Annotated in this window: 24 protein-coding genes and 1 pseudogene; 16 read left to right on the top strand and 9 right to left on the bottom strand. The window is 68.4% G+C overall.

Annotated features, from left to right (window positions below; translation table 11 throughout):
• Positions 1-4: 4 nt before the first annotated feature.
• The gene (locus VMD50_RS22765; RefSeq protein WP_325430968.1) at positions 5-1258 is read right to left on the bottom strand and encodes an alpha-hydroxy acid oxidase; all 1254 of its coding nucleotides are present in this window, start codon (positions 1256-1258) and stop codon (positions 5-7) included.
• Positions 1259-1277: 19 nt separating this feature from the next.
• Here VMD50_RS22765 and VMD50_RS22760 point away from each other — a divergent pair, with 19 nt between their 5' ends.
• Positions 1278-1709: a DUF1810 domain-containing protein gene (locus VMD50_RS22760; protein WP_325430966.1), complete on the top strand. Its 432-nt coding sequence runs from the start codon at positions 1278-1280 to the stop codon at positions 1707-1709.
• Here VMD50_RS22760 and VMD50_RS22755 read toward each other — a convergent pair.
• From VMD50_RS22755 to VMD50_RS22745, 3 genes are read right to left on the bottom strand one after another with little or no spacing between them, the layout of a single operon-like run.
• Positions 1695-3011 (bottom strand): alpha-amylase family protein, encoded by a 1317-nt coding sequence (locus VMD50_RS22755; protein ID WP_325430964.1) that lies wholly within the window; start codon positions 3009-3011, stop codon positions 1695-1697. The genes VMD50_RS22760 and VMD50_RS22755 overlap by 15 nt on opposite strands.
• Positions 3012-3021: 10 nt before the next feature.
• On the bottom strand, positions 3022-3558 hold the full coding sequence (gene ahpD, locus VMD50_RS22750) for an alkylhydroperoxidase, AhpD family (protein ID WP_325430962.1): 537 nt from the start codon (positions 3556-3558) through the stop codon (positions 3022-3024).
• 9 nt (positions 3559-3567) lie between these two features.
• Positions 3568-4155, bottom strand: a complete 588-nt coding sequence (locus VMD50_RS22745; RefSeq protein WP_325430960.1) for a peroxiredoxin — start codon at positions 4153-4155, stop codon at positions 3568-3570.
• A 102-nt stretch (positions 4156-4257) separates the two neighbouring features.
• Here VMD50_RS22745 and VMD50_RS22740 point away from each other — a divergent pair, with 102 nt between their 5' ends.
• From VMD50_RS22740 to VMD50_RS22725, 4 genes are all read left to right on the top strand, one after another.
• A complete protein-coding gene (locus VMD50_RS22740; protein WP_325430958.1) occupies positions 4258-5196 on the top strand; it encodes a hydrogen peroxide-inducible genes activator in 939 nt (312 codons plus the stop codon).
• 26 nt (positions 5197-5222) lie between these two features.
• Positions 5223-5924, top strand: coding sequence for a hypothetical protein (locus VMD50_RS22735; protein ID WP_325430956.1), 702 nt, complete (start codon positions 5223-5225; stop codon positions 5922-5924).
• 9 nt (positions 5925-5933) lie between these two features.
• Positions 5934-6377, top strand: a complete 444-nt coding sequence (locus VMD50_RS22730) for a TIGR03618 family F420-dependent PPOX class oxidoreductase (protein WP_325430954.1) — start codon at positions 5934-5936, stop codon at positions 6375-6377.
• 79 nt (positions 6378-6456) lie between these two features.
• On the top strand, positions 6457-7209 hold the full coding sequence (locus tag VMD50_RS22725; protein ID WP_325430952.1) for an enoyl-CoA hydratase/isomerase family protein: 753 nt from the start codon (positions 6457-6459) through the stop codon (positions 7207-7209).
• 15 nt (positions 7210-7224) lie between these two features.
• Here the strand turns inward: VMD50_RS22725 and VMD50_RS22720 are convergent, their stop codons facing one another.
• Positions 7225-7404, bottom strand: coding sequence for a (2Fe-2S)-binding protein (locus tag VMD50_RS22720; RefSeq protein ID WP_066932927.1), 180 nt, complete (start codon positions 7402-7404; stop codon positions 7225-7227).
• 214 nt (positions 7405-7618) lie between these two features.
• On the opposite strand from VMD50_RS22720, the gene bfr reads away from it, so the two are divergent.
• The 8 genes and pseudogenes from bfr to VMD50_RS22680 all read left to right on the top strand — a co-directional run bounded on the left by bfr (position 7619) and on the right by VMD50_RS22680 (position 14285).
• The gene (gene bfr / locus VMD50_RS22715) at positions 7619-8098 is read left to right on the top strand and encodes a bacterioferritin (protein WP_325430948.1); all 480 of its coding nucleotides are present in this window, start codon (positions 7619-7621) and stop codon (positions 8096-8098) included.
• A 3-nt stretch (positions 8099-8101) separates the two neighbouring features.
• Positions 8102-9064: pseudogene (locus tag VMD50_RS22710) on the top strand (MFS transporter); the annotation flags it as partial.
• Positions 9061-9555 (top strand): carboxymuconolactone decarboxylase family protein, encoded by a 495-nt coding sequence (locus VMD50_RS22705; RefSeq protein WP_325430946.1) that lies wholly within the window; start codon positions 9061-9063, stop codon positions 9553-9555. The pseudogene VMD50_RS22710 and the gene VMD50_RS22705, both read left to right, overlap by 4 nt.
• A gap of 45 nt (positions 9556-9600) precedes the next feature.
• On the top strand, positions 9601-10482 hold the full coding sequence (locus tag VMD50_RS22700; protein ID WP_325430944.1) for a TIGR03854 family LLM class F420-dependent oxidoreductase: 882 nt from the start codon (positions 9601-9603) through the stop codon (positions 10480-10482).
• 30 nt (positions 10483-10512) lie between these two features.
• A complete protein-coding gene (locus VMD50_RS22695; RefSeq protein WP_325430942.1) occupies positions 10513-11865 on the top strand; it encodes a glutamine synthetase family protein in 1353 nt (450 codons plus the stop codon).
• An 11-nt stretch (positions 11866-11876) separates the two neighbouring features.
• Positions 11877-12986 (top strand): amidohydrolase family protein, encoded by a 1110-nt coding sequence (locus VMD50_RS22690; protein ID WP_325431110.1) that lies wholly within the window; start codon positions 11877-11879, stop codon positions 12984-12986.
• 31 nt (positions 12987-13017) lie between these two features.
• Positions 13018-13851 (top strand): lysophospholipid acyltransferase family protein, encoded by an 834-nt coding sequence (locus VMD50_RS22685; RefSeq protein WP_325430940.1) that lies wholly within the window; start codon positions 13018-13020, stop codon positions 13849-13851.
• Complete coding sequence (locus tag VMD50_RS22680) at positions 13851-14285, top strand: SRPBCC family protein (RefSeq protein ID WP_325430938.1); 435 nt, start codon at positions 13851-13853, stop codon at positions 14283-14285. Before VMD50_RS22685 ends, VMD50_RS22680 begins: the two co-directional genes overlap by 1 nt.
• A gap of 441 nt (positions 14286-14726) precedes the next feature.
• On the opposite strand, the gene VMD50_RS22675 is transcribed toward VMD50_RS22680, so the two are convergent.
• Positions 14727-16091, bottom strand: coding sequence for a phenylacetate--CoA ligase family protein (locus tag VMD50_RS22675; RefSeq protein ID WP_325430936.1), 1365 nt, complete (start codon positions 16089-16091; stop codon positions 14727-14729).
• Between the two features lie 157 nt (positions 16092-16248).
• On the opposite strand from VMD50_RS22675, the gene VMD50_RS22670 reads away from it, so the two are divergent.
• On the top strand, positions 16249-16470 hold the full coding sequence (locus VMD50_RS22670) for a hypothetical protein (RefSeq protein ID WP_325430934.1): 222 nt from the start codon (positions 16249-16251) through the stop codon (positions 16468-16470).
• A gap of 963 nt (positions 16471-17433) precedes the next feature.
• Here the strand turns inward: VMD50_RS22670 and VMD50_RS22665 are convergent.
• Positions 17434-17913 carry a nuclear transport factor 2 family protein gene (locus VMD50_RS22665; protein ID WP_325430932.1) on the bottom strand — a complete coding sequence of 160 codons (480 nt, stop codon included), beginning with the start codon at positions 17911-17913 and terminating at the stop codon, positions 17434-17436.
• Positions 17914-17978: 65 nt separating this feature from the next.
• Between VMD50_RS22665 and VMD50_RS22660 the strand changes: the two genes are divergently transcribed.
• Both VMD50_RS22660 and VMD50_RS22655 read left to right on the top strand, forming a co-directional pair.
• Positions 17979-18893: a dienelactone hydrolase family protein gene (locus VMD50_RS22660; RefSeq protein ID WP_325430930.1), complete on the top strand. Its 915-nt coding sequence runs from the start codon at positions 17979-17981 to the stop codon at positions 18891-18893.
• Between the two features lie 79 nt (positions 18894-18972).
• Complete coding sequence (locus tag VMD50_RS22655; RefSeq protein WP_325430928.1) at positions 18973-19155, top strand: hypothetical protein; 183 nt, start codon at positions 18973-18975, stop codon at positions 19153-19155.
• A gap of 10 nt (positions 19156-19165) precedes the next feature.
• Here the strand turns inward: VMD50_RS22655 and VMD50_RS22650 are convergent, their stop codons facing one another.
• Both VMD50_RS22650 and VMD50_RS22645 read right to left on the bottom strand, forming a co-directional pair.
• On the bottom strand, positions 19166-20488 hold the full coding sequence (locus tag VMD50_RS22650; protein ID WP_325430926.1) for a cytochrome P450: 1323 nt from the start codon (positions 20486-20488) through the stop codon (positions 19166-19168).
• A 47-nt stretch (positions 20489-20535) separates the two neighbouring features.
• The gene (locus VMD50_RS22645; protein ID WP_325430924.1) at positions 20536-20955 is read right to left on the bottom strand and encodes a lipoprotein LpqH; all 420 of its coding nucleotides are present in this window, start codon (positions 20953-20955) and stop codon (positions 20536-20538) included.
• Position 20956: the final 1 nt, after the last annotated feature.

Raw genomic sequence — 20956 nt, 5'->3', positions numbered from 1 at the left:
CGGCCTACCCAACGGGCTCCGCACGCCGCAGTTGCGTCACGTGCCTGGGCGAAAGCTCCTGTAGGCAGGTGACGCCGAGCAGCGCCATCGTCCGCATCACCCCGCCCTGCAGGATTTCGATCGCGCGGGTCACGCCCGCCTCACCACCGGCCATCAGCCCATAGAGGTAGGCCCGCCCGATCAGCGTGCACCGGGCCCCCAACGCGATCGCCGCCACGATGTCGGCGCCCGACATGATCCCGGTGTCCACCAGGATCTCGGTGTGCTTGCCCAGCTCACGCGCGACCGTGGGCAACAGGTGGAAGGGCACCGGGGCCCGATCCAGCTGGCGCCCACCGTGATTGGACAACACGATGCCGTCGACGCCGCGATCGACGACGGCGCGGGCGTCGTCGAGCGTCTGGATCCCCTTGACGACCAGCTTGCCGGACCATTGCGCCTTGATCCACTCCAAGTCATCGAAGGTGAGGCTGGGGTCGAACATCGTGCTGAGGTATTCGCCGACGGTGCCCGGCCAGCGATCCAGCGACGCGAAGGCCAGCGGCTCGGTGGTCAACAGGTCGAACCACCACTTCGGGTGGGGCAGCGCGTCCAGGACGGTGCGCAGGGTCAGCGTCGGCGGGATCGTCATCCCGTTGCGGTTGTCGCGCAGCCGCGCGCCGGCGACCGGGACGTCGACCGTGGCGAGCAGCGTGTCGAAGCCCGCGTCGGCCGCGCGCTGCACCAGCGCCATCGACCGGTCGCGGTCTCGCCACATGTACAGCTGAAACCATTTGCGGCCCTGGGGGACAGCGGTGACCAGGTCTTCGATCGCGGTGGTGCCCAGGGTGGAAAGCGAGAACGGGATCCCGGCCCTGGCCGCCGCCGCCGCGCCGGCGATCTCGCCCTCGGTATGCATCAACCGGGTGAATCCCGTCGGCGCTATCCCGAACGGCAGGGCGACCGGCTGACCCAGGACGCTCCAGCCGGCGGTCACGTTGGTGACGTCGCGCAGGATCGTCGGGTGAAACTCGATGTCGCGGAACGCTTGTCGGGCCCGCTCGATGGACAGCTCGTCCTCGGCGGCGCCGTCGGTGTAGTCGAACGCCGCCCTGGGCGTGCGGCGCTTGGCGATGCGCCGCAGGTCTTCGATGGTGAACGCGGCGTCGAGGCGGCGCTTGGTCGCGTCGAACTGCGGTCGTTTGAACTGGATCAGCGGCGCGAGGTCACGCACCTTGGGCACTCGTCGTTTGACGGCCTCCCGCCTTTTGGATTCCATAGTGTGCAACCGTAGTCGCATGGCGAGCGACCCCTTCGACTTGCAGCGCTTCGTGGACGCGCAGGCCCCGGCCTACCGCACCGTGGTCGAGGAGTTGCGCGGCGGGCGAAAGCGCAGTCACTGGATGTGGTTCGTCTTCCCGCAACTTCGCGGCCTGGGCAGCAGCCCGGCGGCCGTCCACTACGGCATCTCCTCGCTCGAGGAAGCGCGCGCCTACCTCCGGCATGACGTGCTCGGGCCGCGGCTGCGAGAATGCACTCGGCTGGTCAACCGGGTGCAGGGCCGTTCGATCGCGGAGGTCTTCGGCTCGCCCGATGACCTCAAGCTCTGTTCGTCGATGACGCTGTTCTCCCGCGCCACCGAGGACAACGAGGACTTCGTCGCGCTGCTCGACCGGTACTACGGCGGCCGTCAGGACGAGCTGACGCTGGCGCGCTTAGACCGGGGTTAGGATCCGCCAGCCGTGCGGTTCCACGACCACGGTGTCCACCACCTCCGATGGCGGGGCCGCCGATCCGCCGACGACCTGCCCGCGTGCCGTGCCGAACTCCGACAGCACCAGGCGCAGCGGCTCGTCGTCGATGTTGAGCGCGACCAGCAGCGCGTCGTCGCCGTTGCGGGTCTCGTAGAGGTAGTGGCGATTTTCTAGCCGCAACGCGGTGGTCGATGCCGCATGCAGCCATGGGTGGCGGCGACGCAGCCCAACGAGGAACTGGTGCAACGCCCACATCTCTGTGCCGAACGCATCCAGTTCCAGTGGGGGAGAGCAGAACTCGGGGCGCACCGCGTCGTCGCCGCCGTACCGCTCCTCCTTGACGCCGCGGAACCCGAGTTCGTCGCCGGCATACACGCTGGGCACACCGCCGACCGTCAGCAGGATCACCAGCGCGTGGGCCACGTGTTCGGGCCGCTCCAGCCGGCTGGCGATGCGGGTGACGTCGTGATTGCCGATGAACGTCATGGGGGCGAAGCTGGCCAGAAACGCGTTGTGCCGCTGCAGCGCCCAGTCCAGCTCGAAGAAGTTGCCGTCGTTGAGGCCGCTCCAGATCGCCTTCCACAGCTCGTATTGGGTGGCCGAGTCGAACCTCGCCGCCTTCACCACCGCGGCGTAGTCGCCATGGATGAGCTCGCCGACGAACCAGGCATCCGGGGACCGCTCGCGCACCCTTGGCAGCGTCGACGCCCAGAATTGTTGCGGCACAACGTAGGCCGCGTCCAAGCGCCAGCCGTTGGCCCCCCGCCCCAGCCAGTGCGCCATCACGTCCACGGTGTAGTCGATGACCTCGGGGTTGTCGTGGTTGAGGGTGATGAGCTCCGAGTGGCCCTCGAACGTGTGGAAGTGACCGGGGCGTCCCCGAAACCAGCGCGCCGATGCCTTATCGTCGGGCGCCTCCCGGTAACGCGCGAAGTCCACGCCGACGTGGTTGAACACGCCGTCGAGCAGGACGCGCAGGCCGCGGCGGTGGGCCTCGGTGACGAGGTAGTCGAAGTCGGCGTCGTCGCCGAGCCGGGGATCGATACGGTAGTGGTCGGTGGTGTCGTAACCGTGAGTGCGCGAGGCGAAGATCGGTCCCAGGGCGACCCCGGAGGCCCCCAGCGCGATGGCGTGGTCGAACCAGTCGACGAGCCGCCGCAGCCGGTGTTCATCCGGCCGCGGCGGCTCCGACCCCGATGCCTGCGGATACGCGCCCACGAATCCGAGCGGGTAGACCTGCCACCAAATGGCGTGTTCGATCCATGCTGGTGCGGTCACGGCGCCGCGATCACCCGACGGCGGCCGGCGTCTGGGCGGCGATCATCGCTTGCGCCACACCGGAGACGATCGCGGCGGCCTTCAGCGCCTCGAGGAGGGTCTCCCGGCTCACCCCCGCCTCGCGCAGCGTGCGCTCGTGAGAGGCCACGCAATCGGGGCACCCGTTGATCGACGACACCGCGAAGCACCACAGCTCGAAGTTCGCCTTCGCCACGCCCGGATTGGCGATGAAGTTCATCCGCAGCCCGGCCCGCAGGTCGTCGTAGGCGCCGTTGAGGAAGCCTCGGCCACGGTAGAACACGTTGTTCATGGCCATGATGGACGCGGCTCCCAGTGCCGCCTGGTACGCCTCGGCCGACAAGTGGTCGGCCGCCTCCGCGCCGATCTCGGCCAGCACCTGGGCATTCCGCGTGGCCGCGGCGCCGGCGAGCAGCGTGCCCCAGAGCTGCTCCTCGTTCAGCTCGCCGCTGCGGGTGATCGATCCCAGGTTGAGCTTGAGGTCCTTGGCGAACTCGGGCAGTGCGGCCTTGAGGTTTTCTACGCTCATATCCCCCTCCTAAGCGGAAGCCTTGAGCAACTCGCCGGCGTCGATGGTCGGGTCGCCCTTGCGCCAGTTGCAGGCGCACAGCTCGTCGGATTGCAGCGCGTCGAGGACCCGCAGCACCTCGTCGACATTACGCCCCACGGATCCGGCGGTCGCCGAGACGAATTGGATTTCGTTATGCGGATCGACGATGAAGGTCACCCGGTCCGCCACGCCCTCGTCGTTGAGCACGCCGGTGGCCAGCGCGAGCTCGCGCTTGATGTCCGACAGCATCGGAAACGGCAACTTCTTCAGGTCCTCGTGCTGGGCGCGCCACTGGAAGTGCACGAACTCGCTGTCGATCGAGACACCGAGGATCTGCGCGTCGCGGTCCTCGAACTCGTCGTTGAGCTTGCCGAACGCCGCGATCTCCGTCGGGCACACGAAGGTAAAGTCCTTGGGCCAGAAGAAAACCACGCGCCACCTGCCGGGGTGGTCCTCGTTGTTGATGGTGGTGAAGTAGGCGCCGGGCTGCTTGGCGTCGACCTTCGACAGGTCGCCGCCGATCAACGCGGTGAGTTGGTAGGCGGGGAACTGGTCGCCGATGGTCAGCAGGGACATGTCGCTCCTTATCTGGAATCACTCAAGATTAGCTGCCTGTCACCCATGATGCCGCGCGGTTGATTTGAAGTAAAGGTGATATATCGCACTATACTTATAGCTATGTCCGATAAGACCTATCAGCCCACCCTCGCGGGGCTTCGCGCGTTCGTCGCGGTGGCCGAAAAGCAGCATTTCAGCAGCGCCGCAACAACTCTCGGTGTGAGCCAGTCGACGTTGTCCCAGGCGCTGGCGGCGCTCGAGGCCGGCCTCGGCACCCAGCTGATCGAGAGGTCGACACGGCGTGTCTTCTTGACGGCGGAGGGCGCGCAGCTCCTGCCGCGGGCGCAGGCTGTCGTCGAGGCCGTCGACGCGTTCACCGCCGCCGCCGCGGGCGCGTCCGACCCTTTGCAGGCCGGCGTGCGGCTGGGGCTGATTCCCACCGTGGCGCCCTATATCCTGCCGACGGTGCTGGCCGGCCTGGCCGAGCAACTGCCGTCGCTGACGCTGCGGGTGATCGAGGACCAAACCGACCGGCTGCTGCGGCTGCTGCGCGAGGGGTCGGTGGATGCCGCGCTGATCGCGTTGCCCGCCCCGGAGGCCGCCGGGATGACCGCGATCCCGATCTATGACGAGGATTTCGTGCTCGCGCTGCCACCCGGGCACCCGCTGTCGGGCAAGCGCGGGGTGCCGGCGACGGCGCTCGCCGAGCTGCCGCTGCTGTTGCTGGACGAAGGCCACTGCCTGCGCGACCAGGCGCTCGACGTCTGCCACAAGGCCGGCGTGCGCGAGGAGCTCGCCGACACCCGTGCGGCGTCGCTGGCGACGGCGGTGCAGTGCGTGACGGGCGGATTGGGGGCGACCCTCATTCCGCAGAGCGCGGTGAAGGTGGAGGCCGCCAGGAGCCGGCTCGGGCTCGCGCAGTTCGCGACGCCCCGCCCGGGACGACGGATCGGCCTGGTGTTTCGTTCCTCGAGCGGTCGCGACGAGTCCTATCGCCGGCTGGCCGCGACGATCGGCACCGTGATCGGCCGGGAACACCAGGTACGGCCCGTTAAATAGCCGCGCTCCGGCGGTAAGTTCGGCGCATGGAAAAAGTCATCGCGGTGCTGATGCGTGCCGATTCGAACGACGACTGGTGCGCCCGGCAACGCGGTCCGGTCGCCGACGCGCTGTTGGAGCTGGGCGTGCCCGGGCTGTCCGTCAACGTCCGCGACGACGCGGTGCGCCACTCGCTGATGACGCTCACGACGCTGGACCCGCCGGTGGCCGCGGTGGTGAGCCTGTGGACCCAACAGTGCTACGGCGACCAAACGGCGGCCGCGCTGAGGTTGCTGGAGGCCGAATGCGAACGGCTTGCCGCCTACCTGGTGACCGAGTCGGTCCCGCTCGTCGCGCCGGCAACCGAATCGGGTTGTCGCACAACGGGTCTGGCTAACGTCGCGTTGCTGCGCCGGCCCGCCGAGCTGGACCTGGCGACGTGGCTGACCCGCTGGCAGCGTGACCACACGTCGGTCGCCATCGAGACGCAGTCGACGTTCGGCTACACCCAGAACTGTGTGGTACGCACCCTCACCCCGGACGCGCCGGGAATCGCCGGGATCGTCGAGGAGTTGTTCCCCGCGGAGGCGATCACCGATCTGAAGGCGTTCTTCGGTGCCGCCGACGACAACGATCTGCAAAACCGGATAAGCCGGATGGTCGCCAGCACAGCGGCGTTCGGTGCCAACCAGAACATCGACACCGTGCCCACCAGCCGTTACGTCTTCAGGACGCCGTTCAAGGATTGAGGGACCCGCATGACCACACTGCGCGACGCCGTGGCGCTGGCCGCCGCGGACAACGGCCTGGCCGTGGTCTCCACCGTTCGCGCCGACGCGACGGTGCAGGCCTCACTGGTCAACGTCGGCCTGCTGCCGCACCCGGCGACGGGTGAGCCGGCCCTGGGGTTCACCACTTACGGCAAGGTCAAGCTGGCCAACCTGCGGGCCAGGCCCCAGCTGGCCGTCACCTTCCGCAACGGATGGCAGTGGGCGACGGTCGAGGGCCGCGCGGAGCTGGCCGGCCCGGACGACGCGCAGCCCTGGCTGAAGGACGCCGACCAGTTGCGGCTCCTGCTGCGCGAGGTCTTCACCGCCGCGGGCGGCAGCCACGACGACTGGGACGAATACGACCGCGTCATGGCCAAGGAGCGCCGCGCGGTGGTGCTGATCGCCCCGACCCGCGTCTACAGCAACGGGTGAGCGGCGAGCAGACGCAAAAGCCCCCAAATTGGCCCATTTTGGGGGGCTTTTGCGTCTGCTCGCCGGTAGGTTGGCAGCCGTGACGCTGCAGATCGACGACGAGAACCGGGTGCGCACCCTCACGCTGAACCGGCCCGAGGCGCTCAACGCATTCAACGAAGCCCTCTATGACGCGACGGCCGACGCGTTGCTCGCGGCCGCCGACGATCCGGAGGTCGCCGTCGTCCTGCTGACGGGCGCGGGCCGCGGCTTCAGCGCCGGCACCGATCTCGCCGAGATGCAGGCCCGCATCACCGACCCGAACTTCGCCCCGGGAAGGCACGGCTTCACCGGCCTGATCGACGCGCTCAGCGCCCTCCCCAAGCCGCTGATCTGCGCCGTCAACGGCGTCGGCGTGGGGATCGGCGCCACCATCCTCGGCTACGCCGACCTGACGTTCATGTCCTCGGCGGCCCGCCTGAAGTGCCCGTTCACCAGCCTGGGCGTGGCCCCCGAGGCCGCCTCGTCATACCTGCTGCCGCAGCTGGTGGGCCGACAAAACGCCGCGTGGCTGTTGATGTCGTCGGAATGGGTCGACGCCGACGAGGCGTTGCGGATGGGTTTGGTCTGGCGGGTCTGTGATCCGGAGGATCTGCTGCCCGAGGCCCGTCGGCACGCCGAAGTCCTTGCCGCCCGGCCGATTTCGAGCCTGATGGCCGTCAAGCACGCGATGATGGAGCCGATACGCCCCGAGATCGCCGCGGCGAGCGCGCGCGAGAACGCTCACTTCGCCGAACTGATGGGCGCCCAGGCCAACGCCGCAGCCCTGGCCGATTTCACCAACCGGCGCTGACCCCGCGCCCAGACGCTATTGAGCGGGCTCGAACTGGCGCGAGGCCGCGATGATCGCGCGCAGCGTGCGCCTGCAGCGTCCGCAGTCGCCGCCGGCCCCGCACGCTTCGGCCACCTCTTTCGACGTCGACGCGCCCCGCGCGACGGCGTCGGACACGGTCTGGTTAGTCGCCCCGACACAGAGGCATACGTACATCAGCACACCCCCGGGGGGCAGACGTAGGCCGAGCGAGCAACCCGCATGTTAGTGGAGTCTAACCTAAGTAGATTAGTGAAGTCTAACCTAACCGCGAGTGATGTAGCTCATTCCCGCGACACACACTGAGCACAGCCATACCTTGCTGGCAGATTCGAAATCGGCATGGCAAAGTGCCAGAAAGCCCAGCAGCCTTCACATCGTAGGAGCGAGCATGCAAGGTGATCCGGACGTTCTACGCCTGCTCAACGAGCAGCTGACCAGCGAGCTCACCGCGATCAACCAGTACTTCCTGCATTCGAAGATGCAGGACAACTGGGGCTTTACCGAGCTGGCCCAGAAGACCCGCGAAGAGTCCTTCGACGAGATGCGGCACGCCGAGGAGATCACCGATCGCATCTTGCTGCTCGACGGCTTGCCCAACTACCAGCGCCTCTTCTCGGTGCGCATCGGCCAGACGCTGCGCGAGCAGTTCGAGGCCGACCTGGCCATCGAATACGAGGTGCTGGACCGGCTCAAGCCGGGAATCATCATGTGCCGGGAGAAGCAGGACAGCACCAGCGCGATCATTCTGGAGAAGATCGTCGCCGACGAGGAAAAGCACGTCGACTACCTAGAGACCCAGTTGGAGTTGATGGAAAAGCTGGGCGAGGAGCTGTACTCGGCGCAATGCGTATCGCGGCCACCGAGCTGACCGCAGTCGCTGTTCCTGGTCATCCTCGGCGCGGGGATCGGGATGTGCATGCAGACCCTGGTCCTGATCGTGCAGAACACCTCGAGCTTCGACGACCTGGGCGTCGCCACCTCGGGGGTCACTTTTTTCCGGACGATCGGAAGTTCGTTCGGCGCGGCGATTTTCGGGTCGCTGTTCACCAACTTCCTGCTCAGCCGGATCGGTCCGGCCATGGCGGCGAGCCGCGCGCCGGCGGCGGCCGCCGCCTCACCGGAGGCCTTGCACCGGCTGCCGCATACGGCGGCGGCCCCGATCGTGGCCGCCTACGCCGACTCGCTCACCCAGGTCTTCCTCTGGGCGGTCCCGGTCGCGCTGGTCGGGTTCGTCTTGGCGCTGTTCCTGCGGGAGGTCCCACTCCGCGACATCCACGACAGCACAGTCGATCTCGGCGATGCGTTCGGGATGCCCAACAGCGAGACACCCGACCAGATGCTGGAGGCGGCCATCGCACGCATGCTGCGCAGCGAGCCCGGCATGCGCCTGCGCAGCATCGCGATGCGACCCGACTGCCGGCTCGACGTCGCCGGGTTGTGGGGTGTCCTGCGCATCAACCGCTACCGCCAGATGTACGGGGCGGCGCGGCTCACCGACATGGGCGAACACTTGCGGATCCCGTTCGAGGTGCTGGAGCCCACCTTCTCCCGGCTGATTGCCGCCGGGTACGCGCAGGGCGACGGCGACGAGTTGTGGCTGACCCCCGCCGGAACGCAGCAGGTCGAATACGTGCATTCGCTGCTGCTGGCCTGGCTTGCCGACAAGCTGGCCCGGTCACCCAGCTTCCAGGGCCGGCCCGACCTGCGTCAGGTACAGGCCGCCCTCGAACGCGTCGCGCATCGAGTGCTGCACCAACGCGATTGGCACGACGAACACCCGACCGTGGCCATCAAGACGGCGGGCGCGGGGGCCGGGCGTACCATCTCGCCATGAGCCGAATCGGAACGTTCGCTGACGACGACATCTACGGGTGGGCCGCCAAGTCGCCCGACCTCGGCGGCGCGATCGCCAACTTCAGCCAGGCCGTCTACACCAAGAACCGGCTGGCGATGCGCACCCGCGAGCTGGCCCGGGCCGTGATCGCCCACGACAACGAATGCACCGTGTGCATGAACACCCGCGACGCCGACGGCCCCGCCGCCGGGGTGGACGAAGAGCTCTACGAGCACGCGCTCGAATGGCGCACCTGGCCGGGGTACAGCGAACAGGAGCGCCTGGCCGCCGAATTCGCGCACCGCTTCGGCACCGAGCACACCAAGCTGCGTGACGACGAGGACTTCTGGAGCCGCTGCAACGAGCACTTCTCCGAGGAGCTGCTCGCCGACCTCGCCATGTCCTGCGCGCTGTGGGTCGGCATGGGACGGATGCTCCGGACCCTCGACATCGGCCAGGCCTGCAAGCTCACCCTGCCCAGCCGCGCCTAGGCTCGGCGCGGGCACAAACGGCAGCACCGCCGCGTTGCGCTACCCGTGAAGATTCGCTTCGGCGTCGGGCTCGGCGCCGACACCGCTCCCGATCAGCTCGCCGGCATCGTCGATCACCTGGAGAGCAACGGGGTCGACTCGCTGTGGTTTTCCGAGCTGGTCTACTCCCCGGCGGTCGATCCGGTCGTCGGCATGGCCTACACCTTGGCGCGGACGACCCGGTTGAAGGCGGGCACGTCGGTGGCCGTGCTGCCGGGTCGGCATCCGGTGCTGGTGGCCAAACAGCTGGCGTCGCTGGCGGCCGTCGCGCCCAAGCGGGTCCTGCCGGTGTTCGGGTTGCGCTCGGCGATACCGGCGGAACGCGAGGTGTTCGTGGTCCCCGACGGGGAGCGCGCGGCGGTGTTCGACGAGTCGCTGCGAGTGCTGCGCTCGGCTCTCGTCGACGACGCGGCCACCTACCGTGGCCGGTATTTCACCGTCAGCGGGGCGGCGGTCGCTCCGCGGCCCGTGCCCCCACTGGACATCTGGCTGGGCGGCTCGGCGCCCGCGGCGTTTCGGCGCATCGGCGCGCTGGCCGACGGCTGGCTGGGCAGCTTCCTCACCCCGGCCGAGGCGCGCGCGGGGCGCGAGGCGATCGAGCGGGCCGCCGCGCACGCGGGACGCCGGATCGAGCCGGATCACTTCGGCATTTCGCTCGCGGTCGCGGACGGCGAGTTGCCCCCGGAGCTGGCCGCGGCGGCCCGCCGGCGTCGTCCGGGGGTCGATCCCGGCGCGCTGATCGCCGCCGGCTGGGATCAGCTGCACCGGCAGCTCGACGCCTACATCGAGGCGGGGCTGACGAAGTTCGTCATCCGCCCGGCGGGTAGGGCGCCGCTGGACGGCTTCATCGATCGGTTCGTCGCCGAGTTGGTCGGCCGCCAGAACTGATCGGGCTTGCCCAGGCTGCAGAATGACTCCATGACAGCCACCCCGCTCGCCGCCGCCGCGATCGCCCAACTGGAGGCCGAAGGCGTCGACACGGTCATCGGCACGGTCGTGAACGCCGCCGGCCTCACGCAAGCCAAGACGGTCCCCATCCGGAAAACCAACACGTTCGCCGATCCCGGCCTGGGCGCCAGCCCGTCGTGGCATGCCTTCGCCATCGACCAGAGCGGCATCGCGTTCACCGACGGCGTCGGGGTCGTCGGCGATCAGCGCCTGCGCCTCGACCTGGCGGCCCTGCGGATGATCGGCGACGGGCTGGCCTGGGCGCCCGCATCGTTTTTCGAGCAGGACGGCACCCCGGTTGCGGCCTGCGCCCGGGGGACGCTGGGCCGGATCGAGGTCGCGCTCGAGGATGCCGGGCTCGACGCGGCGATCGGCCACGAGATCGAATTTCTTCTGGTCGGCCCCGACGGTGGCGGGCTGCCCGCCGTGCTGTGGGCGCAGTACGGCCTGGTGGGCGTGCTCGAACACGAGGCGTTCGTGCGCGACGTCAACGCCGCGGCCACGGCCGCCGGCGTCGGGATCGAGCAGTTCCACCCGGAGTACGGGGCCAACCAGTTCGAGATCTCGCTGTCGCCGCTGCCGCCGGTGGCCGCCGCCGATCAGCTGGCCTTGACCCGGCTCATCATCGGGCGGGCCGCCCGCCGGCACGGGCTGCGCGTCAGCCTGTCACCTGCACCATTCGCGGGCAGCGTCGGATCCGGTGCGCACCAACACTTTTCGCTTGTGACGGAAGAGGGGCCGCTGTTCTCCGACGGCACCGGCCGGGCGGGCATGACACCGGAAGGGGAGAGCGCCGTCGCGGGGGTCATCGGCGGGCTGCCCGAAGCCCAGGGCGTCCTGTGCGGATCTATCGTGTCCGGCCTGCGCATGCTGCCCGGCAACTGGGCCGGTGCCTATGCGTGCTGGGGCACCGAGAACCGTGAGGCGGCGGTGCGATTCGTCAAGGGGGGTCCCGGCGCGCCGCGCGGCGGCAACGTCGAAGTCAAAATCGTCGACCCGTCGGCCAACCCCTACCTGGCGACGGCGGCGATCCTCGGCCTCGCACTGGACGGGATCAAGCGCCGGGCGGCGCTACCGCCTGAGATCACGGTGGACCCGGCGAAGCTGTCGAATTCGGACCGCGATGACGCCGGCGTCGTGCGCCTGTCCGAGTTTCAATCGGAAGCCCTTGCCGCGCTTGATCGTTCCGCGCTGCTGCGCGGCATCCTGGGCGACGCCGTGGTCGACATGGTGGTCGCGGTCCGCCGCCTGGAGCAGGAACGCTATGGCGCCCTGGGTCCGGAGCAACTGGCGGACAAGTTTCGCATGGCATGGAGCCTGTGACGGGGCCCGCCATGGTGTCCGGCCCGTCCGCGTTGGCACAGCACATCGACGGCGTGGCCCTGATCGACCAGCACGCCCACGGCTGCTGGTTGACGGCGGGGGACCGGCGACGATTCGAGAATGCCCTCAACGAGGCCAACACCGAACCGCTGGTGGACTCGGGTTTCGACTCCCAGCTGGGTTTCGCCGTGCGCGCGCATTGCGCGCCGATCCTGGGACTACCGAAACACGTTGAGCCACAGGACTACTGGGAACGACGGCGGCAACTCGGCGAGACCGAGCTGGCGCGGCTGTTCCTGCCGGCCGCGAAGGTGAGCGACTGGCTGGTCGACACGGGAATCGGCGAACACACGGCCGGCACCGCCGAAATGGCGGAGCTGTCCGGCAACCGCGCCCGCGAGGTCGTCCGCCTCGAGCAGGTGGCCGAGCAGGCCGCGCGGGCGCCGGGCGACTACGCCTCGGCGTTCGAGGAGATCCTGCACCGGCGCGCGGCCACCGCGGTGGGCACCAAGTCCATCCTGGCCTACCGCGGCGGGTTCGACGGAGACCTGAGCGAGCCGTCGGCGCCGCAGATCGCCGAGGCCGCCGCCCGGTGGCGCGACCGCGGCGGCACCCGGTTGCGGGATCGGGTGCTGCTGCGCTTCGGGCTGCACCAGGCGTTGCGGCTCGGCAAGCCACTGCAGTTCCACGTCGGCTTCGGTGACCGCGACTGCGACCTGCACCAGGCCAACCCGCTGTTGCTGCTCGACTTCCTGCGGCAGTCCGGCGACACGCCCGTCGTGCTGCTGCACTGTTATCCCTACGAGCGCGAGGCCGGATATCTGGCGCAGGCCTTCAACAACGTCTACCTCGACGGCGGATTGAGCGTGAACCATCTGGGTGCGCGCGCCCCGGCGTTCATCGCCCGGCTCCTCGAGCTGGCACCCTTCGGCAAGCTCCTCTATTCGTCGGACGGGTATGGCCCCGCGGAATTGCACTTTCTCGGCGCTGCGCTGTGGCGCAAGGGTATTCACCGCGTGCTGCGCGAATTCGTCGCCGCCGGGGACTGGAGCGAGGACGACGCCATCCGGGTGGTCGACCTGATCACCCACCGCAACGCCGCCCGCATCTACGGCGTTTGACACCGGGTGACACCGGGGTATACCCGCGATTATGGCGACCGTGGGGGACGTCGTGGAGTGGGCCCGCAACCAGGTGGTGTCGCGGGTTCCCAAAGCCGACCTCGATCAACGCGATCCCGACTACATCCGCGACCAGCTGCCCGGGACCTGGCTGCTGGCGTCGCTGTACTTCCGGGCCGACGTGCGGGGCCTGGACCGGATCCCCCCGGAGGGACCGGTGCTCCTGGTCGGCAACCACAGCGGCGGCAACGTGCCCCCGGACACCTTCGTCTTCACGCTCGCGTTCTGCTCCTACTTCGGTGTCGAGCGGCCCTTCTACCAGTTGGCCCACAACCTCGTGGTCTCGGCGCCACCGCTGGGCTGGTTGCGCAAGTTCGGCACCGTCGCCGCCAACCCCGAAAACGCCCGGCTGGCACTGGATTCCGGGGCGGCGCTGCTGGTCTATCCGGGCGGTGACTACGAGGTCTTCCGACCATCGTGGGAACGCCACAAGGTCGACTTCGGCGGCCGCATGGGCTACGTGCGGCTGGCCCGCGAGGCGGGCGTGCCGATCGTCCCCGTCGCCAGCGTCGGCGGCCAGGAAAGCGCGCTGTTCCTCAACCGCGGGCAGTGGTTGGCCAAGCTGCTGATGGCGGACAAGTTGCTTCGGCTCAAGAGCATCCCGATATCGCTCGCGCTGCCCTGGGGCCTCAACATCAGCGACCTGGCGGGGCACATTCCGCTGCCGACGAAGATCGTCATCGAGGTGCAGGACCCGATCGAGGTCGACGGTGACGACCAGGCCGTGCACGACAAGGTGATCGGCAGCCTGCAGGGCGGCGTCGACCGGCTGGCCGCCGAACGCCGATTCCCGGTGATCGGCTGATGCGCGTCGAACGCCGCTGCATGATCAAAGCCGACCGCGACGCGGTCTGGAAGATCGTCAGCGACCCCGACTGCTACCCGTCGTTCATGACGAGCCTCGAGCGGTGGGAGTCGTCGAACGACGAGCCCCCCGGCGTGGGCGCGCGCTACACGGTGCACTGGAAGATCGGCTCGGTGCCGGTCGGCGGCCTGATCGAGGTGGTCGAATTCGACGACCGCCGCGACCTGGCGTGGGTGGGCATCACCGGTGTGACCCTGCGTGGGCGGATGCGGCTGCGCGACACCACGGAGGGCAGGACGAAGGTGACGTTCCGGCTGTCGTACCAGGCGCCCGGCGGCTTGGTCGGCTACATCGCCGACCGCATCGCCGTGCGTCAGGTGGGCCGCAACCTGTCGCAGACCCTGAAGTGCCTCAAGCGGCTGGCCGAGTCGTAGCCAAGCCTGCGCGAGCACACGCGAAAGCCCCGACACGCCGTGCGTGCGGGGACCTTTACGTCTGCTCGCGCGGGGGCTATGGGTACTAGCGCCCGGGCCGCAAAGTTGTCACGACGGTCTTCACAACTTCTATTGTGAGTAAGCGGCGGCAGCGTTTACGCTCATCTTGACGAATCGGGCCACGTCACCACGCACGACCGTCACCAACCGGGGAGATTTGGGGGACGTGTTGTCCCGTGCAACATCACTTGTAGTAGCCGCCTTATGACCGTCGCGTCGCTGAGCCGGAATTTGTATGAGTTCGCCGTAGAGTTACGCCGGTTGGCCTATACCATGCCCGGCGGGCATGAGGACCCGCTGATCCACCTGAGCGAGCGGATGCTCTGCTGCGCCAGGGAAGAGGCCCTCGACCACCGGCTCGCCGAGTAGCAACCGCCCGCATTAGAGCGGCACGAACCTCCGCAGTTTCCCGCTGGCCTGATGGCGCTGCAGGCGGTCGGCCACCCGGATTCGGATCGACGGCTCGGGTAACCCGTGCCGGCGCAGCGCGGCGACCAGCGACGCGGCCAGGTTCTCGAGGTTCGGATCGCCGACGACGACGATGTCGGCGCCCGTGCCGGTCTGGACGACCTGGTATTCGGAGATGCGGGGATCGGTGCCCAGGAGGTGACGAAACGCGATCGCCGGCACCGTCGTTGCGCCGTAACGGAAGTCGTCGTCGCGGCGCCCACCGATGTCGGCGACGCGTGCGAAGGCGCTGCCGCAGGCGCAGTCGCCCGGCAGCGGCGTGACCTGATCGCCGAGGTCGTAGCGGATGAACGGGAAGGTCCGGTTGGCCAGCCCGGTGGCCAGCGTGCGCGCCGCCGGCTCGTCGGGCCCGACCGGGTTGCCGCCATCGTCGACGCGCTCGAGGACCACTTCGTCCTCGCAGACGTGCAGTCCCTGGCCGCACCCGCAGCCCACCGCCTGGACGCCGATTTCGGTGGAACCCCACAGGTTGTGGATCGGGGCGTCCCACGCCTCGCGGATCGCCCGCCGGTCCTCGTCGAGCAGCGGCTCGGAGTTGGTGCTCACGCGCACCGGCGCGATCCGAAGTTCGCCGGCCGCGGCGGCGCGGGCAAGCCGCCCGATCACCGACGGATAGCCCACCAGATGCGTGGGTTGGGCGGCCGCCACCGCGGCAAGCACCTGCCCGAACGGCCCACCCGCGGCGATCCCCACCGTCTCCATGCCCGGGGCGGTCGGCACGTCGAACAACGGCGTGCTGGCGTGCGGCGGAACGCCGGCCTCCAGCACGGCGAGCCGCGCGGGAGGCGAAGCCTTGCCCCCGTGCAGCTCCTCTCGCGCCTGAGTTCGCCACGCCAGGCACGCCGCCGAGACGAAGAACTGCCAATCCCACACATAGACGCCGCGCACCCCGCTGGAGCCGCCCGAGCTGAAGATCTGCTGACCTTCCGCGGTGTACGAAAACCATTGCTGCTCAGCGAGAATCCGCTCGGCGCGGGCGCGGTGGAGGCCGGGTGAGGTGACGATGTCGTCCCACTGCTCCCGGGCGTCCTGCTTGGTCATCATCGGAAGCGACGCCAGTTCGGCGACCGTGGCGCGGGAGGGGTCGAGGCCCCGCAGCCGCCGGGCGTGAAACGCTGACCGCTCGCGTGCGAAGGCGAGCAGGGATCGCAGCCGCCAAGTCTGGTAACGCTCGATTTGCTGGCGGGACCAATCCAGCCGTCCGACGTGGTCTTCGAGGCCGGCCCGCACGGCATTCAGGTGCGCCGCCCGCATCCGCTCGTACGCCGCCCGCGGCATCGCTGCCCTCCATTAGCCGTTTTGCCGCCGCCATCCGCGACGACGGCAACACTGTATCCGTGAGCCCTCCGGGGCGGCAGGCCTTCAGGCTCGCGTCGCCGTATCCAGCTGCAGACCTGCGTCTTGCGGCCTGGTGGCCGGGGGCAAGATGTAAGGCGTGAGTTGGACGAGGTATGAGGGAAAGGCGCTCGCGGACACGACTCGTACCGGCGCAGCGCTGCTTGCGGAGCTGGAAGACTATGTCCGCCTGCAGAATCCGCATTTGACGGACGTTCGCCTGGAGCGGGCAACCGCGACCGAGGCGCATGAAACCGGTGTTCGATCCCCCAGGCGGTGGTACGAAGTCACCTACTTGGCCGACGACGGCCAGGGCTATTGAGCCGGCGTTGCCGGCTTCTGCGACATGGCAAAGGTGTTGTAATGACCGCTCTAGCCGCCGTACCAGACTGTTACCCGGGTTAATAATCGAGCGGCACAGGCACTTTCGGGCGTACCATCCCCGCCGTAAACCCATACGACAACATCATCGGTATCGCCGCAGGACCGCCGAGGGTGGGCCGACCCCGTAGTCGCGCTGGGGGCCGGTTCACCGGGCCGACTATTTAACCCCGCGTGGGTAACATGGATAACCCAGAGCTTTAGAGACGATGAATGTCACACGGAGTTTTGCCCTAGCCGCCATCTTCGCCGCCGTCGCCTTGGAGCCAGCTAGCCCCGCCTCTGCTGCTCCCGTGATGAGCGGCCACTACATCATGACCACTACCGGTCCCACACGAGGCGGCCATACTTTTACCGAGGATTGGTTCTTCACTCCCTGCGGTGATGGATGCGCTGACATGTCGAGTCCGGCGGCAGGCGGCGGCGCCCGGGCGAGGCTGGTGAATGGTCAATGGACAATTGATAGCGTCAGCGACGTCGTGTGTAACGACGGTACGACGGAGGGCCTCGCGGCGAACACCCATTACACGTGGGATCCGAACACCCTTGCCGGCACGGTCCAAGTCATCCAAAATCGGGCCGTCTGCGACCATGCGCCCCAGTCATATACCGTGAGCGTCCAACTCACGAAGGCACCGTGATGCATACTGCTGGGCAGTCTCGGCAGCCACATGCAGGAAGTCCTACACCATTGCGGGAGTGGCAGCCGCCTATAACAAACCCACCGCAAGCTATTAAGTGAGCTCCTACGAGATCGACATCCCTGCCGGTAGTAGCTGTCTTCCTTTCCCTCGTGCGCGACCCTGACCGGCTTGTCATGGTGGCCGATCCAGCGGCGACTGCGACTGCCTCCCATGACGGCTCGAGTCTCGAATCTGATGCCGACGGCCTGTAACGGGCCGCGTCAGACCAAGGCTGTCGCGTCAAAAACCCAGCTGGTGTCGGCTTTCGCAAGGTTCTCGAAATGGTTCGGGGGCGCGAAGCTGACGAGGCTGTTGAAGTCCCAATAGTCTTTCCAGACAGTGATTTTCGCCTCCCCGTCTCGCAAGACGACCTTGTGGACCGTGACGAACCTCAGCACGCCCTGCTCGCCCGACGCGAAAGTCCAAGTCTCCGAGTGCTCGTAGATGACGTCGGACCCGTTGGACACCAGCACGCCGTCGTGGTTTTCATAGCCGGCCAGCGGTTCGAGCCCCATCTTGAGCCGCTTCACGATGTCTTCGGGACCGCGCGCCGCTAACGCGGGGACCGGCATGTCGACGTAGAGGCAGTCCTCGGCCAGGAACGTCTTGACCGCATCCCAGTCCCGACGCGATAGTGCCTGCCACATCCCGACGACGACGTCCTCGACCGCGACCGGAGAAACCGCAGAGACTTCAGCCATAGCGGCCAATAAACCCGGTTGCTGAACGCGTGTCAACCACAGTTAAGCGGCGGATACTGCTGAGGGTGACCGCGCTCAACCGCTACATCGCCGAGGAAATTGCCACCGACCACGCCGACGGTCTGCTGACCCGGCGCGAAACCTTAAGGCGGCTCGCCCTGCTCGGCATGGGCGCCGCGGCCGCCAGCGAGCTCATTGCGGCCTGCGCCCAGCGCGACGAGGCAGCCGATTCCCCCCAGCCCACCGCAGCCGAAAGCCCAGCGGGCTCAACGCAACCGCCGGGGGCGGCGAACACGCTGCCCACCGCCCCGATCACCTGGGCCGGGCCACAGGGCCCGCTGCAGGGTACATGGGCCCAAGCATCCGATTCCAAGGGGTGCGTGCTGGTCATTCACGAGAACAAGGGATTGAACGACTGGGTGCGGTCGGTGGCCGGCCGGCTGGCCGGCGCCGGCCATTCGGCGCTGGCCATCGACCTGCTGTCCGAGGAAGGCGGGACCGGCGCCTTTCAGGACCCGGCGCAGGCCACCGCCGCCTTGGCGAAGGTTCCGCCCGAACGGTTCACCCATGACCTGAATTCCGGTGTCGCGGAGCTGAAGTTGCGCGCGCCCGGGCAGAAGGTCGGCGTGGTCGGCTTCTGCTTCGGCGGGGGACTGGTGTGGCAACTGCTGGCCTCCGGGGCGCTGGGCGTCTCGGCGGCGGTGCCGTTCTACGGTCCCTTGCCGGCCAACCCTGACTTTGCCGGATCCAAGGCCGCCGTCCTGGCGATCTATGCCGCCCAGGACTCGCGGGTCACCGGCTCGCAGGCCGCCGCCAAAGCGGCCCTCGACCGCACGGGGCTGGTCAACGAGATCGTCGTCGAGCCCGACGCCGACCATGCGTTCTTCAACGAAACCGGCCCGCGCTACAACGCGGACGCGTCGGCCGACGCGTGGCGGCGGCTGCTGGATTGGTTCGGCCGCTACCTCGCCGGGCAATGAACGGCGCAACCGGCGACATCCTCCACCACGGGTGCGGAAATCTCGGTGCCGCTCACGACTTTGCCGCATACTTGGCGACGTGACCTTGCAGCGCGATGCCTCCGAGGAGACCCGGGACGAGCAGGTCGACCGCCTGCTGACCCGGCGCGAGGCCTTCCGACGACTGGCGCTCGTCGGCCTGACCGCGACCCCCACCGCGCTCATCGCGGCCTGTTCGGGCAGGGGGAACTGGCCGAGCCGGCGACGGCGGCGCCGCCGCTGAAGGCAGAGAGCTAAGCGTCGACCGGGGCCATCGACCGTGCCGGCCCCAGGGTCACCGGCAGCGTCGACCAACCCCGCAGCACCCGGGTGTCGCGCCTGCTTCCGGTGCCGGCCGCCCGCGCCTGCGGAAAATGATCGAAGAACGTTCGCAACCCGACCTCTCCCTCGGCACGCGCGAGCGCGGCCCCCAGGCAGAAGTGACGGCCCCCGGAGAAAGCGAGATGCCTTCCCGCATTCGCCCTTTCGATGTCGAAGCGGTGCGGATCGGGAAACACCGATGGATCGCGGTTGGCCGCGGCCAGATAGATCACCACCAACTCGCCCGCTTTGATCCGCATGCCCGCCACCGCCACGTCCTTGCGCGCCGCCCGCGCGGTGAGCTGCACCGGAGAGTCGAGCCGCAGGATCTCTTCGACGGCATTGGGCCACAACTCTGGACGTCGGCCCAACGTGTCCACATGCTGGGGCGCATCGAGCAACATGCGAATCCCGTTGCCCAGCAGGTTCACCGTGGTCTCGAAGCCGGCGGCCAACACCAAACCGGCGATCCCCTGCAGTTCGGCCCGGTCGAGATGCGTTTCGGCGGAGCCGCTTTCGGCCGTCTGGATCAACTGGCTCATCAGGTCGTCGCCCGGCGCCCGCCGCAATCCGTCCAGGTGGTCGGCGAGCCAGAAGTTGAACCCGGCGATCCCTTCCTGCACCCTTCGGTATTGCCACCACGGCAATCCGATGTCCAGGCTCGGCGCGGCGAGTTCGCCGAACTCCAGCACGCGCGGCCGGTCGCGCTCGGGTACGCCCAGGATGTCGCTGATGATCGCGACCGGAAGTTGCGAGCAGTACCGCCCGACGACGTCGACCACGCAGGGCCGGCCGGCCAGTTCGTCCAAGAGCTTCGTCGCGGTCTGCTCGACGCCGTCCCGCAGCGCCGTGACCGCCCTGGGCGTGAACACGGCGGATACCGTCTTGCGGTAGCGGGTGTGGTCCGGTGGCTCGACGGCCAGCAGCGACGGCGCGCGCAGCGGGTACAGAAAGTCGTCGCGGCTGCGGCGCTCGAGCCAGCGCAGCGGCGCCGGCAGATTCGAGCCCATGTTCACCACGCGGAAGTCGTCGGATCGCAGCAACTCGTGGGCCAGCGCGTGATCGGTCGTCAGGTAGTTGATGCGCCCTTTCACCAATGGACCGAGGGCCCTCAGCTGCTCGTAGAACGGCACCGGATCGGCGGCCACCGTAGGGTCGGCGATCAGCCTCGCCTGGGGTTCGCCGCGCCGCGCCCCAAACGCCGCGACGCCTCGGATGAAGCCGTGCATCGCAAGCCAGTGCAACTGCTCTTTCACCGCGCCTCCCTCACCTCGGGCCTTCACCCAGGGTAAGCCGCGACGACTCAGCACTCGGCGATGATCTTGAAGTCGGTGTTCACCGTCTTGTTGGGATTGCTGCTGTTGATGCCGTAGGCGCTGCCGGTGATGGTGTAGGCGCTGTTGGTGACGTCGGCGTGCGCGTCTCCCACCCCGCCCTGCCAGTAGCTGCCCGTGAACCCGTCGACGTTGCGGATCTTGACCCACTGCGGGATGACGCGGTAACCGCTGAGCACGACGACCGCTTCGACGTGGCCGTTCTCGTCGCGGATGTCGATGGTCCGATACGCCTGGATCTGGCTGCACGCCGCCGGACGCGCCGTGCGTGTGGTGCCGTCGATGGTGACGCGGGCGGCTTTCCGGGGCGTCGTCTGCGCCTGCCCGCATCCCGCGACGCCGGCCGCGGCGATCAGGATGAAAGCGACTGCGAGCAACCGGTTGTGCACC

It is taken from the genome of Mycobacterium sp. (genome assembly GCF_035506235.1).
In the GTDB taxonomy this organism is placed as follows: domain Bacteria; phylum Actinomycetota; class Actinomycetes; order Mycobacteriales; family Mycobacteriaceae; genus Mycobacterium.
This window is presented reverse-complemented; position numbering and strand designations above follow the sequence as displayed.